At 34.4% G+C, this 11367-nt stretch carries 16 protein-coding genes; 13 read left to right on the top strand and 3 right to left on the bottom strand.

Features of this window, described 5'->3' with window-relative positions; translation table 11 throughout:
- Window positions 1-89: 89 nt before the first annotated feature.
- The 7 genes from LKACC16343_RS03045 (at window position 90) to LKACC16343_RS03015 (ending at window position 4141) form a co-directional block, all read left to right on the top strand.
- Window positions 90-572: a hypothetical protein gene (locus LKACC16343_RS03045; protein WP_087721252.1), complete on the top strand. Its 483-nt coding sequence runs from the start codon at window positions 90-92 to the stop codon at window positions 570-572.
- Window positions 573-639: 67 nt separating this feature from the next.
- Window positions 640-780, top strand: a complete 141-nt coding sequence (locus LKACC16343_RS03040; RefSeq protein WP_082604512.1) for an XkdX family protein — start codon at window positions 640-642, stop codon at window positions 778-780.
- A 48-nt stretch (window positions 781-828) separates the two neighbouring features.
- Entirely contained in the window at window positions 829-1137 is a 309-nt protein-coding gene (locus LKACC16343_RS03035; RefSeq protein WP_056951919.1) for an ATP synthase subunit B family protein, read from the top strand.
- Window positions 1127-1372, top strand: a complete 246-nt coding sequence (locus LKACC16343_RS03030) for a phage holin (protein ID WP_056951923.1) — start codon at window positions 1127-1129, stop codon at window positions 1370-1372. Before LKACC16343_RS03035 ends, LKACC16343_RS03030 begins: the two co-directional genes overlap by 11 nt.
- Entirely contained in the window at window positions 1350-2705 is a 1356-nt protein-coding gene (locus tag LKACC16343_RS03025) for a hypothetical protein (protein WP_087721251.1), read from the top strand. Before LKACC16343_RS03030 ends, LKACC16343_RS03025 begins: the two co-directional genes overlap by 23 nt.
- Window positions 2706-2752: 47 nt before the next feature.
- Window positions 2753-3190: a phage holin family protein gene (locus LKACC16343_RS03020; protein ID WP_056951926.1), complete on the top strand. Its 438-nt coding sequence runs from the start codon at window positions 2753-2755 to the stop codon at window positions 3188-3190.
- Window positions 3191-4141, top strand: coding sequence for a peptidoglycan recognition protein family protein (locus LKACC16343_RS03015; protein WP_056951929.1), 951 nt, complete (start codon window positions 3191-3193; stop codon window positions 4139-4141).
- 283 nt (window positions 4142-4424) lie between these two features.
- Here LKACC16343_RS03015 and LKACC16343_RS03010 read toward each other — a convergent pair whose 3' ends face one another.
- On the bottom strand, window positions 4425-4637 hold the full coding sequence (locus LKACC16343_RS03010; RefSeq protein ID WP_056951931.1) for a hypothetical protein: 213 nt from the start codon (window positions 4635-4637) through the stop codon (window positions 4425-4427).
- 1 nt (window position 4638) lies between these two features.
- A complete protein-coding gene (locus LKACC16343_RS14495; protein WP_256970548.1) occupies window positions 4639-4764 on the bottom strand; it encodes a hypothetical protein in 126 nt (41 codons plus the stop codon).
- A 648-nt stretch (window positions 4765-5412) separates the two neighbouring features.
- Between LKACC16343_RS14495 and LKACC16343_RS03005 the strand changes: the two genes are divergently transcribed.
- From LKACC16343_RS03005 to LKACC16343_RS03000, 3 genes are all read left to right on the top strand, one after another.
- A complete protein-coding gene (locus LKACC16343_RS03005) occupies window positions 5413-6150 on the top strand; it encodes a hypothetical protein (RefSeq protein ID WP_056951933.1) in 738 nt (245 codons plus the stop codon).
- 153 nt (window positions 6151-6303) lie between these two features.
- Entirely contained in the window at window positions 6304-6435 is a 132-nt protein-coding gene (locus LKACC16343_RS14490) for a hypothetical protein (protein WP_256970547.1), read from the top strand.
- Window positions 6436-6531: 96 nt separating this feature from the next.
- On the top strand, window positions 6532-6717 hold the full coding sequence (locus tag LKACC16343_RS03000) for a CsbD family protein (RefSeq protein WP_056951935.1): 186 nt from the start codon (window positions 6532-6534) through the stop codon (window positions 6715-6717).
- Between the two features lie 54 nt (window positions 6718-6771).
- Here LKACC16343_RS03000 and LKACC16343_RS02995 read toward each other — a convergent pair whose 3' ends face one another.
- Window positions 6772-7470 (bottom strand): Ltp family lipoprotein, encoded by a 699-nt coding sequence (locus LKACC16343_RS02995; protein WP_056952962.1) that lies wholly within the window; start codon window positions 7468-7470, stop codon window positions 6772-6774.
- Between the two features lie 227 nt (window positions 7471-7697).
- On the opposite strand from LKACC16343_RS02995, the gene LKACC16343_RS02990 reads away from it, so the two are divergent.
- From LKACC16343_RS02990 to yjeM, 3 genes are read left to right on the top strand one after another with little or no spacing between them, the layout of a single operon-like run.
- On the top strand, window positions 7698-8024 hold the full coding sequence (locus LKACC16343_RS02990; RefSeq protein WP_056951937.1) for a heavy metal-binding domain-containing protein: 327 nt from the start codon (window positions 7698-7700) through the stop codon (window positions 8022-8024).
- A gap of 9 nt (window positions 8025-8033) precedes the next feature.
- A complete protein-coding gene (locus LKACC16343_RS02985; RefSeq protein WP_056951939.1) occupies window positions 8034-9464 on the top strand; it encodes a C69 family dipeptidase in 1431 nt (476 codons plus the stop codon).
- A gap of 39 nt (window positions 9465-9503) precedes the next feature.
- Complete coding sequence (yjeM, locus tag LKACC16343_RS02980; RefSeq protein ID WP_056951941.1) at window positions 9504-11033, top strand: glutamate/gamma-aminobutyrate family transporter YjeM; 1530 nt, start codon at window positions 9504-9506, stop codon at window positions 11031-11033.
- Window positions 11034-11367 lie beyond the last annotated feature (334 nt).

The following is an 11367-nucleotide window of genomic DNA, read 5'->3' as shown; positions in this document are numbered from 1 at the left end:
ACTGCACATATATTTGGTGATTACACGGATGGTGATTTCAAAATTCCAGTAATTCAAGTGAATACTTATAAAAATTAGGAGGTACAATAATGAAAATTTCAGTTTATTTAGATGATGATAGAAATATCATTGGCGTAAACAATACAAGCAATATCGCTGCTGAAATGCAGGCAACTGAAAAGGGCTGGACACTAATCCAAAATAGTGATCTAGCCTTTTCTATTGAAAATATGTATGAATGGACGGTCAGAGAATCTGATAATAAATTAGTTCACAAATCAACAGGCAAAACGCCTGATGAAGAAATGAAAAATACAATTAAAATTCTGACTGAAGGTCAATTAAATGGCCAACTGACGGATAAGCAAGTTCAGGAAGCCGTTACGGCCATGACTAAGCAAGCTGTCCAAGACAAGACTACATCACAAATGGCGATCACGGATTTGACCAAGCAAGTAGCAGATTTAACTGCAAAGTTGGATAAAGCAAATGGAGTTAATCCAGCACCAGAAGCACCAACAGATGTAACATCCACAGCTACAACTGATGGAGCAACTATCACAGCTAAGTAGTCGATAAAAGCATGCTCCCTTGCTGGTAGTGGTGGCGGTCGGAATAATTTAAAAGGAGTAATTAAAAATGACAGAAGCATTAAAAATTGAATTCGGATGGGGAACAATGAAAGAAAGCGACATCTTTGGTTATGTTCCTATGATTATCTCTAAAGATGATTATAAATACATTACTGGAAAAGAATATCAAGCAACTAAAGAGGGCTAGCCATTCGGCTAGTCTTTTTTAGTACAAAAATCAGAAAGAAGGCGAACTATGCCACCACATTTTATGATAATCAATACGATTGAAGATGCTGCAAGTGCTATATCAATAGTAGTGGCAATCGGCACTGCTCTAGTATGGGTGTTTAATCGATTGGTTATTAAACCTTTATCTGATTCTATGGATCGATTGTCTAGTGAAATTAAGGATTTTAAAAATGATTCAAAATTTGAACATGATGAATTTAGGAGACATTTTGAAGAACTAGACGATAATGTACATAAACATGATGAAGATATTGTTTCAATAAAAGAGCAAATTCATACTCTATTTAAGAGAGGTAATTCACATGAAAAATAAATTAACTATTAAAAATCAAAATAAAACTTGGTGGTTATCTATGGCTTCCTTAGTTTTAGTATTAATCCAACAAGTTGGCCATTTATTTGGCTGGGAAATTACTAATGATGAAATTAATCAGATTATGGCTATTGTAAATACTTTGCTGGTTATAGCTGGATCACTTGGATTAATTTATGATACTTCAGGAAAGGATGGTGTGAGTGAGAAATATGACAAAAATAGCAAATATTAGCCTTGATATTCGTAAAAATAACACAGTTGATAATGAACCAATTATTCTGCGTCAAGGTGAAAGTGATGTGATTATTGAAGCAACTATCTCAAATGGGGGAGACGAAAACTTACAGATTAATTTTGCTACCTTTGTAGCCAAAAAGCCCGATGGGACAATTGTTTCTAATGATCCAGCCAATGTTAATGGAAACGTGATCAGTTATCCTGTAAGTAAGCATTTAACGGAATCTGTCGGTAAGATTCAGGACGCCTACTTCATGATCAATAATCAAATCACTACATGTGGCTTTGATATCTCAATAATCCCTAGCGTACAGCTTGATGATACTTCAGTTAACTACATTTCGGGTCTTGAAAACATCAATAAGTTTTTGAAATCCACCGAAGCTGATTGGCTCGGAAGAATCCAAAAAATGAAATCTCAAATTGCTGGATTGAATATTCCAGATGAATTCAAGCTGCTAATGGATAAGGCTTTGAGCGATGCTAAGGCTCAGTATCAACCAGCCATAGATGCTGCTGAAGAAAATGTCGAAAGTATTGCCGCTGATTTAGCTGCTAAAAAAGTAGATTTGGAAAATAATAGTGATGAACTGAATGTTACAATTACGTCTATCAAGGCACAAGTGGCTTCCGTAAACTCATTTTTGGATAACATTCAGAAACAAATTATTGAAGCCAACACCAGTTTTACAGCTGATCAGCAAGCTAAAGTATCTCAATTAATTTCAGACGTACAAAAGAAATTGACCGATTCAATTGCTTCTATGCAAACCAAATTTGAGTCCGATAGTAAAGATTTGAAGTCTCAAAGTGACCAAGTAATTGCCGATCTAAAGAATAGCTCAAATGCGGCTATCAAGGATATGCAAAGCAATCAGAGTACAGCTATGGCTAAAGTTAATCAGGATATTAGCAACGCAAATATCAGTATCAAGCAATTGCAGGAAAGTGCAGTATCGAAAGCAAGCCCGCTAAGCTCTGTCGATAAGCCTCAATTAACTCAAGATGCCAATTGGGATGATTATGCAAATTCTGGAGTATATCTAGTTCTGGGTGCAAGCGGTGGTAATAATATACCTATTGGGGCGGGAACTACATGGGGATACTTGATGGTTCTAAATGGTTCACCATCTGGAGGAGCAGTTCAAATATATTACGATTGTGTTGATACGCCAGTTGCATTATATATGCGTGGAACTCGTGGGGATCCTTTAGCTTGGAGTTCGTGGATTAAACTAACAACACTAGATTCTTTGAACGGTAAAACAATTACAGGAAAAGATTCGGCTGGTAAAGATATTTCAATAAAAATCACAGGAATTAGCTAAAAAGCTAGTTCCTTTTTTAGTACAAAAAATTAGGAGATGAAATATATATGTACGGAACACCAGTACCACTACCACACGCAGGATTCACTGATTGGCAGTTTGCTATCGAACACGTGGGAAGTAACGCTTTACTAAATACACTATTTATTTTGATTATTGCAGATGTGATTACAGGAATTGCAAAATCAATCATTACTCATTGTGTGGATAGTTCGATTGGCAAGAAAGGGTTGGCAATACACTTCACGATTATTTTACTAGTTGCGTTGCTTTATCCATGGTCAATCGCGATTAACTACCAATGGTTAGGGGATTCAGTTCTAAGTCTGTGGATATTTATGTACGCAACTTCGATTGTAGAAAATATAGGTCAAATGGGGTTGCCGCTACCACGGTTTATTAAAGACCGGCTAAATAAATTCGGTCAGGATATGGAAAACCAGGAACCAAAACAGGAAAACGATAACGAAAGAGGAGATAAATAAATGAATTTTAATATCGATAATACATACGAATTAGGAGCTAATGAAGGCTCATCTCAAGCAACAAACAGTAAATACATTGTCCTACACGAAACAACTAACATTGGTGCTAAAGCCAATGCTTCTTACTTCAAAAATAACTGGGCAAGAACTCAAACTTATGTTCAAATTGTTATGGGAGATGGAGGTAAGATTTACCGTGTAGGTGCTGATGGATACCAAGCTTGGGGAGCTGGTAGCTATGCTAATGCCAATTCACCAGTACAAATTGAATTGGCTAGAACTACTGATAAGGCAACGTTCAAGAAAGACTATGCAACTTTCGTTAACTTCGCTCGTGCTAAAGCTAAGCAATACGATATTCCGTGCGTACTAGACGCTTCAGGCAATGGAATCAAAACACACAAATGGATTTCAGAAAATATCTGGGGTTCACATACTGATCCAGTTGAAAGCTATCTAGAACCATTCTGGGGTATTACACACGAACAACTTGCTCATGATATCGCCTATGGAATTGCGGATGTGGTAGAACCTAAGAAGACGTTTACTAACATCAATAATGTTGTAACCACTCTCAAGGGCAATGTGAAGGCTTATGCTACTTACAAGCTCGATGGTTCAGCTAACGAAACCACTGACATCGCACCGGGTACAGGTTGGGTATCAGCAGGTATTGAGATGATTAATGGAGAACCACAATATTGCATTGGTGGAAATATTTACATTCCACAATCAATCACAACGTTTAAAGGTAAAGTATTGATTAATTCCGACATCCCTGTGCATGCTGTAAACCTTAAGGGTGAGGTTGTAGGTACTAGCTTAGATGGTGGTTCAGCTTGGAAGTATGCAGCAGTCGTAAATGTACCTAAAGTGGGATATTGCTACAAGATTGCCACGGATATGTATCTACCTTTGAAGTATGCTCAAGGTTCTGGATTTAAAGGATAATTTTGTTGCACAGAAATAGAAAAGTGTTCGATTTTCGAACAGTTTTTAAAAACTGTATAAAGACATATCCACGGATTGTTGATATATTATAAGCGTGCTGAGGAAAGGCACACAGAAAATTTATTTCAATAAAACTTAGTAATATAGATAGAAGATTGGTTTTCTTCGACTTAGCTCTCACTCAATTATTGGGTGAGGGCTTTTTTTTATTTTGTAGGTATTAGAAGGTCATTTACTAAAAAGACTCTCACTCTATTTAGTCAGTTAGGGTGGGAGGCTTTTTTTATTTGAGTTCATTTATTTTTTTATCCAATAATTTTTTCATGTCTAATAGATCGTTTAAATATTCATTAGGTTTAGTGGCACCGTCTTTGGGACTTTTGGTTATAAAACTTTTTGCTCTAGCTTTATGCCTGAGATAGCCAGTTCTAATTTTATTTTTTTCGTCCCATTTACGATTTGCTTTACTACGAGCCTCTGTTAATTTTTCAGTCATATTATTTCACCACCAAATAAATTATTCCTACAATAAATAATGCTATTACTAACCATTGATACCACTTAGTAGGTTTATTAATCTCAAAAGTCATTATTGTATTTTTACCTTGATATGTTTTTTTCATGATGTTAATCTCCTTAAATGTTATAATTTAAGTACACAAAGGGTAACCCCCTTAGGGGCTTTCCTTTGTAAACTTGATGGAGAACTTTATCAATCCGAAGATGTTGACCGACAGCTCGATTGTTAGGGTTCTTTTTTGTTTCCATAATTCCATTCTTGTCATCTTTATCACCTCCCTTACAAGTACTATAATACACTGTTAACAGTGTAAAGTCAATGATATACAAAATTTAATTCAATTATTTTTATACAAAAAAATCGCTAGTCAATTAAGACTGGCGATTAAACTCTGCTCTCACTATATATTTTTGTGGCACAAATTGTGGCACAACTTTTAATTACGCATAGTTATCTATCGTAATCGTATTTGCTAGGAAGGCCTATTTTACAGGCTTTTAGGGACGTATCAAAGATTATCAAAACACTAAGTAGGTTCCCAATATGCCCAATAAAATTGAATAAAAAAGACCATTATATTGAGCTTTTTAACTATTGAGACTGTAAAGGTACCCGGTTTGGTGCCCGATACTAAAAATTCACGTAAGATGAATACTTAGTTGCAGTCTCTTTTTTTTGATTTGAAATAGCCTTCTTATATATATTGTGAATTCATAGTTTTTTTATGTTCTGTTCAGATTAGATGAGGCTAATGAAAAAACAATTATTTATAGTTAGCCTTGAAGTCTTATTTAGAAAAGAGAAAAAATATATGAATGATAAGGATTTAATTCAGCATCTTTTAGATACAATTAGTCAGCAACATAATGATTTGATGGTTGTTGTTGGGACTTTTATTGCAATTATTTCACTAGGATTGGTTATACTTGGGTATTTACAGATTAGATTCTCGAATAAACAAATAGAAAAAATGAAATCTGAATTTAAAGATGATTTTAAAATAGATGATATTAATAAGGCTAATAGTGAGGTTAAAGAAAATATATCTCAATTAAAGGAGTCTTTAAAAGAAAACAAAAAGATTGAACTCTCGTTGAAAAATCAAATTTCAATTTCTATGAATACTAATTTAGGGATGGCAGGTAAATTGTTAGTTAATATCAATAAGGATACAGATCCTGTACTTATTGGAAATAATGTTTCATCGATAAAAATAATTTTTGAAGAGTTGTCAGATAATGGGAATATAACAAGTCACTCGTTTAGAATTTTAGTCCTTGACATGAGTAAATTTTTGTTTGAATTAAATGAATATAATATTGTTTTGGATGGAGGAATAGTATTTCTTTTAGATTTTTTAATTAAGGAAATGAAGCAAGAAATGAACAATACTGATATGGGTGAATCTAATAAAAGTTCACTAGAGTATTATCTAAATTTGATTGCTAAAGGATTTGAAGACATGAATAAGAGAACTTACAAAGCTTAAATGAGCAAGTTTTAGAACAATATGGAAATGTGATGTTCTAATCATAAGTAATTAAATTTACTCTCAATAATTACTTAAGGATTCTTTAAGAAATGACCATTACAATTTAAGTATTATAAAATAGAACCGTAAGAACGAAAGCGGGTGTAACAAATGACAAGAATTGATAAATTACGCAAAAGAAGAAGATCAGAAAGAATTGATCGTAATGTGGTTATTTTAAAGTTGTGTATTGTTATAGCTGTGACTTATTTTATCTGTCAAGCAGTTGCAACAATTCATTAATTGATCAATTTTTTGGCGTGAGAGCTTCTAATTTGCTGAATCAACCAGTAACTTGCTAAACTTTAATCATATTAAAGATATGAGAGGAGTTTTATTATGAGTGTTGATAGTAAAAAAGATGCAATTAAAGGTAAAACAAATCAAGCCGTAGGCAAAGCTTCTGGTAACGACAAACAGGAATTAAAGGGTAAAGTTCAAGAAGCAGTTGGTAAAGCCAAGGATAAAGTAGATGAAGCGGTTGATAAAGTTGCTCATAAAGTAAATAAGAAGACTGATAAATAAAAGAACTACTCGTTCTATGCATAGAATTCTATACATAGAAAACGGGTAGTTTTTTTAATTACCTAAATGTTGAATGGCATAATCTGCTTCTTCAGGTGTGAAACTTTCTCCGGCAGAAGAGGTTAGTTGATCTTTAATTGCATCAGGTGACATACTCATGTCATCTTGATATGATTTAGCTTTCTTCAAGGCGTTTCTATTGTAATCTGTTTTTAAATTATCGACAGCATATTGTGCTTCTTCAGCTGTAAATTTTTCACCAGCATCGGCTGACAATTGATCATAAATTGCTTGTTTGGATAAATATTGTGTATCAGAATAATCTTTGGCCTTTTTAAGAGCGTTCTGATTAAAATCGGCTTTCAAATTATTCATTGCATATTGAGCAGCTTCTTCACTAAATCCTTCTCCAGAAGAAGAGGTTAATTGATCGTAAATTCCTGCTTTAGACATATTCATCGTTGATGAATAACTTTGTGCTTTTATTAGAGCATTTTTGTATTCTGTAGGAACAGATGGTTCATCGTTGCTCTTTTCTTCCTTACTGGTAGAAGTTTTTTCGCTAGCTAAGGAAGTGGATTTGCTTTTATTTGAAGTCTTTGTTGGTTTTAAAACTTTTTCTTCCTTTTGTCCCTTGTCAGAATTTGAGCTGGCTTTTTCCTTAGAAGATCCACCTTTGGGTATGATAATTGCTATAAAAATTACTACTATGATCCAAAACCAACCCTTTTTATAGAATGGTTTTCTATGCATCTGTCTTCTTGTACGCAAAATAATCCCCCCTAAGTAATATTTTCAATTAAAGTATATCATAATATAAGGCTTTAAATGTTAACGCTAACATTTAATGAGAGAGCTATTATTAACTTTTAATCTCCTTAAAATAGGTGTAATTAATTTCTAAATAACCACTCATAATTCCTTTTGAATGTGTTACATTATTTAATGGAGTGAAATAAATATTTTTGTGAGGTGAATCAATGGATAAGAACGAGATATTGGTAACTACAACTGAGCATATTCCAGGACATGAATACGAAATTATTGGTGAAGTTTTCGGATTGACTACTCAATCAAAGAACGTCGTTAAGAATATCGGTGCTGGATTCAAAAACGTCGTTGGTGGCGAAATTAAAGCTTACACTGAACTACTAACAGAAGCTCGTGATATTGCAATTAGTCGTTTGCGACAAAATGCAGTTGATATGGGTGCTGATGCTGTAGTCATGATGCGTTTTGATTCCGATTCTATCAGGGCTGATATGGAAACAGTTGCAGCATATGGTACCGCAGTAAAATTTAAGTAAGGTGATTTGATGGCATTAGAGTATAACAAGAGTTCTTTATCTGCATGTACCAGTATTTTGATTGGTAAGGGTGCAACTGTCGATGGTTCTACTATTATTGGTAGAAACGAGGATGCAAAAGCATCTTGGCCTAAACATTTTGTGATTCATGAACATAAAGAATTTACTGAGCAACAAAAATTTGTTTCTCAAGCCAATGATTTTCAAATGGACTTACCTAAGATTCGCAGTAAATATTCCGCTACTCCTGAATGGACCTCAAAAGAGGGACTATTCGAAGAGGATGGCTTTAATGAATACGGAGTTGGAATGAGTGCTACCGAAAGTGCTTATTCTAACCAACGTGTTTTAGGTGCAGATCCTCTTGAAATAAATGGTATTGGTGAGGAAGCTATGATTACAGTAGTTTTACCTTACATCAAGACGGCTAAAGAAGGTGTCTTGCGTTTAGGTGAAATTATTGAAAAATACGGAACTTGTGAAACTAACGGAGTCCTTTTCTCTGACAAAGATGAGGTTTGGTATTTCGAAAGTGGATCAGGTCACTATTGGGTAGCACAGCGCATTCCCGACGATAGCTACGCTGTGGTAGCCAACCAATTAGCAATTCAAGAGATTGACTTTGACGATGAAAAGAATTTCTTATATCACAAGGATATTCAAAAATTTGTTTCTGACAATCACTTGAATGCTAAACCAGATACGTTCAATTTTAGAGAAATTTTTGGAACGCATACTTTATCCGATGAGATTTATAGTACGCCACGGGTTTGGTGGGGCCAACAAGAGTTTTCTGGTAAGACGGATGAAAGTCCTGAAAGTGAAAACTTGTCTTTTATCAAAAAGGCTAATCGTTTATTGAGTGTCGATGATGCTCAAGATTACTTGGCTTCACATTTCCAAAAGACGCCTTATGATCCATTGAATGAGTCAAAGGATAACAAACGTTTCCGTCCAATTAGTTTGGCTAAAACACAAGAGTCACATGTCTTACAAGTAAGACCTAATATGGCTCCTGAAATTGCTTGTGTGCACTGGTTAGCCATGGGTGTAGCTTCACAAAGTATCTATGTTCCTTTCTATATGGGAATGACAGATACTCCTGAAGAATACAAACTTGGAGAACTACCATACGACAGTAAGTCAGCTTATTGGACCTACAAATTGGCTGGAGTTTTACTAGACAGTCATTACAAAGAACTTGGAAAAATGTTCCAAGACAAGCAAGAGGCTATCAATATCACGTTACGTAAAAAGTTGCATGATTTTGATGAGCAAGCTTCAAGCAAAGATGATGAGGAATTACCTAATTATTTAACAAAAGCTTCATTTGAAATGGCAAAACTTTCAATTGATGGTTATAAAGAGCTAATCGCTCAATTAATTACGGACTCGACTGATTTTTCACCTCTTAACTTCAAGACAGATATGAATTTGTAAAAATTTGTACATTGAAAATTAAATGAGGGGTTTTATAAAATGAATGATGGCAATTCGCCGAAAAAAACAATCACATTATTTGGATTAATAATGATGATTTTCACGGCAATCTTTGGATTCGCTAATACTACTGTTGCTTACGAGCAAATGGGATTGGCAAGTATTATTTGGTACATTTTCGCTGCACTTCTATTCTTCCTACCTGTAGGATTCATGGTAGCTGAATATGGTGCCGCCTTTAATGAAGCAAAGGGTGGAATTTATTCCTGGATCGAAGGAGCCGTTGGTGCAAAATGGGCATTCATCGGTACCTTTATGTGGTTAGCTTCATGGGAAGTTTGGCTAGTGTCAACTTCTTCAAAAGTTTGGATTCCACTTTCAACAATGTTTGCAGGACATGATGCCACACAAACATGGGGATTATTTGGATTAAGTGCTACACAAGTTATTGGTATTCTAGCTGTTCTTTGGATCGTATTTGTTACATACACAGCTTCACAAGGTATTGATAAAATTTCCAAGATTTCTAATTTTGGTGGAATTATGACAATTGCCTTACAAGTTATTTTCTTTGTTCTAAGTTTGGCAGTTTTGTTTATGTCAGGATTCCACACAGCTGAACCTATCAATGGTTTAGACACATTTATCCATTCTGCTAATCCTGCATTTGCTTCACCACTAGGGATGGTTTCCTTTATCGTTTATGCAATCTTTGCATACGGTGGTTTGGAATCCGTTGGTGGTGTTACTGATAGTATGAAGAATCCTAAGAAGGATTTCCCACGTGGTGTTTTAATTGCGGCCGTTATTATGGCTTTAGTTTACTCATTAACTATTTTCTGTTGGTCAATGAGTACTAACTGGAACGCCGTTATTGCTAAAGGTAATGTTAACTTAGGTAATATTACTTACGTTATGATGAGTAATCTTGGTTACCAATTTGGTAGTCATATTGGTTTAGGTAGTGCCGCTGCCATCGCCTTAGGTGAATGGTTAGCTAGGTTTACCGGTTTCGATATGTTTGTTCTTTACATGGGTGCTTTCTTTGTTTTGATTTATTCACCATTGAAGTCATTCATCTTGGGTACACCAAAGGATTTGTGGCCTTCAAAAGTTACAAAGCTAAATAAACATGGTATGCCTGCTTATGCAATGTGGATTCAAGCCGCTGTTGTTATCGTCCTTATCTTAATCGTTGATATGGGTGGTAAGAATGCTAAAGCACTTTATAATGTTTTGACATTGATGGCTAATGTTTCTACAACCGTTCCATACTTATTCTTAGTTGGTGCATATCCATTCTTTAATATGAATAAGAATATTGAAAAACCATATTTCTTCTATAAGAATAAAAAAGCTATGTGGACTGTGACAACAGTTGTCTTCTTAGTTTTGGCTTTTGCCATTATCTTTACATTGCTCCAACCAATTATGGAAGGCGCATATACAGATGCTCTTTGGACAATTATTGGACCAGTTGTCTTCGGTCTAGTTGGATTTACGCTTTACTATAGATATGAACATAAGTCTAAAGGTAAAGTCACTGATACAGCTGACGCAACCGATTAAAAAGTAATAGATCTTATCAATTTTGATAAGGTCTATTTTTTTTGCGTAAATTTTATAAAAAAATAAATGAAGCACTGTAATTGTTATGTTATGTCATAGGCATTTGTTAGTACAAAATGGACTTTGTTTCATTGTACTATTCCAAATAGTCTATAAATCTTGAATCATATATTAATCTTTTTGTCATTTTAAATCTCTTCAATTTTAATATATACCTATAAAAAAGTAATCAGACCAACCTGAAGAATAAAAATATCAAATACAAAGTAAAGTGACAAAATTTGTCGTAGTTACTTTGTATAATTAGTATTAGAAGATTGATATATATATATAA

The organism is Companilactobacillus bobalius, from assembly GCF_002179915.1.
GTDB classification, from domain to species: Bacteria; Bacillota; Bacilli; order Lactobacillales; family Lactobacillaceae; genus Companilactobacillus; species Companilactobacillus bobalius.
Note: the sequence above shows the minus strand (reverse complement) of the source record. Positions and strands in the feature narration are given on the sequence as shown.

Coding starts and splice junctions, on each gene's coding strand:
- LKACC16343_RS03045 (WP_087721252.1), top strand. CDS start 90: ATGAAAATTTCAGTTTATTTAGATGATGATAGAAATATCATTGGCGTA.
- LKACC16343_RS03040 (WP_082604512.1), top strand. CDS start 640: ATGACAGAAGCATTAAAAATTGAATTCGGATGGGGAACAATGAAAGAA.
- LKACC16343_RS03035 (WP_056951919.1), top strand. CDS start 829: ATGCCACCACATTTTATGATAATCAATACGATTGAAGATGCTGCAAGT.
- LKACC16343_RS03030 (WP_056951923.1), top strand. CDS start 1,127: ATGAAAAATAAATTAACTATTAAAAATCAAAATAAAACTTGGTGGTTA.
- LKACC16343_RS03025 (WP_087721251.1), top strand. CDS start 1,350: ATGACAAAAATAGCAAATATTAGCCTTGATATTCGTAAAAATAACACA.
- LKACC16343_RS03020 (WP_056951926.1), top strand. CDS start 2,753: ATGTACGGAACACCAGTACCACTACCACACGCAGGATTCACTGATTGG.
- LKACC16343_RS03015 (WP_056951929.1), top strand. CDS start 3,191: ATGAATTTTAATATCGATAATACATACGAATTAGGAGCTAATGAAGGC.
- LKACC16343_RS03010 (WP_056951931.1), bottom strand. CDS start 4,637: ATGACTGAAAAATTAACAGAGGCTCGTAGTAAAGCAAATCGTAAATGG.
- LKACC16343_RS14495 (WP_256970548.1), bottom strand. CDS start 4,764: ATGAAAAAAACATATCAAGGTAAAAATACAATAATGACTTTTGAGATT.
- LKACC16343_RS03005 (WP_056951933.1), top strand. CDS start 5,413: ATGAAAAAACAATTATTTATAGTTAGCCTTGAAGTCTTATTTAGAAAA.
- LKACC16343_RS14490 (WP_256970547.1), top strand. CDS start 6,304: ATGACAAGAATTGATAAATTACGCAAAAGAAGAAGATCAGAAAGAATT.
- LKACC16343_RS03000 (WP_056951935.1), top strand. CDS start 6,532: ATGAGTGTTGATAGTAAAAAAGATGCAATTAAAGGTAAAACAAATCAA.
- LKACC16343_RS02995 (WP_056952962.1), bottom strand. CDS start 7,470: ATGCATAGAAAACCATTCTATAAAAAGGGTTGGTTTTGGATCATAGTA.
- LKACC16343_RS02990 (WP_056951937.1), top strand. CDS start 7,698: ATGGATAAGAACGAGATATTGGTAACTACAACTGAGCATATTCCAGGA.
- LKACC16343_RS02985 (WP_056951939.1), top strand. CDS start 8,034: ATGGCATTAGAGTATAACAAGAGTTCTTTATCTGCATGTACCAGTATT.
- yjeM (WP_056951941.1), top strand. CDS start 9,504: ATGAATGATGGCAATTCGCCGAAAAAAACAATCACATTATTTGGATTA.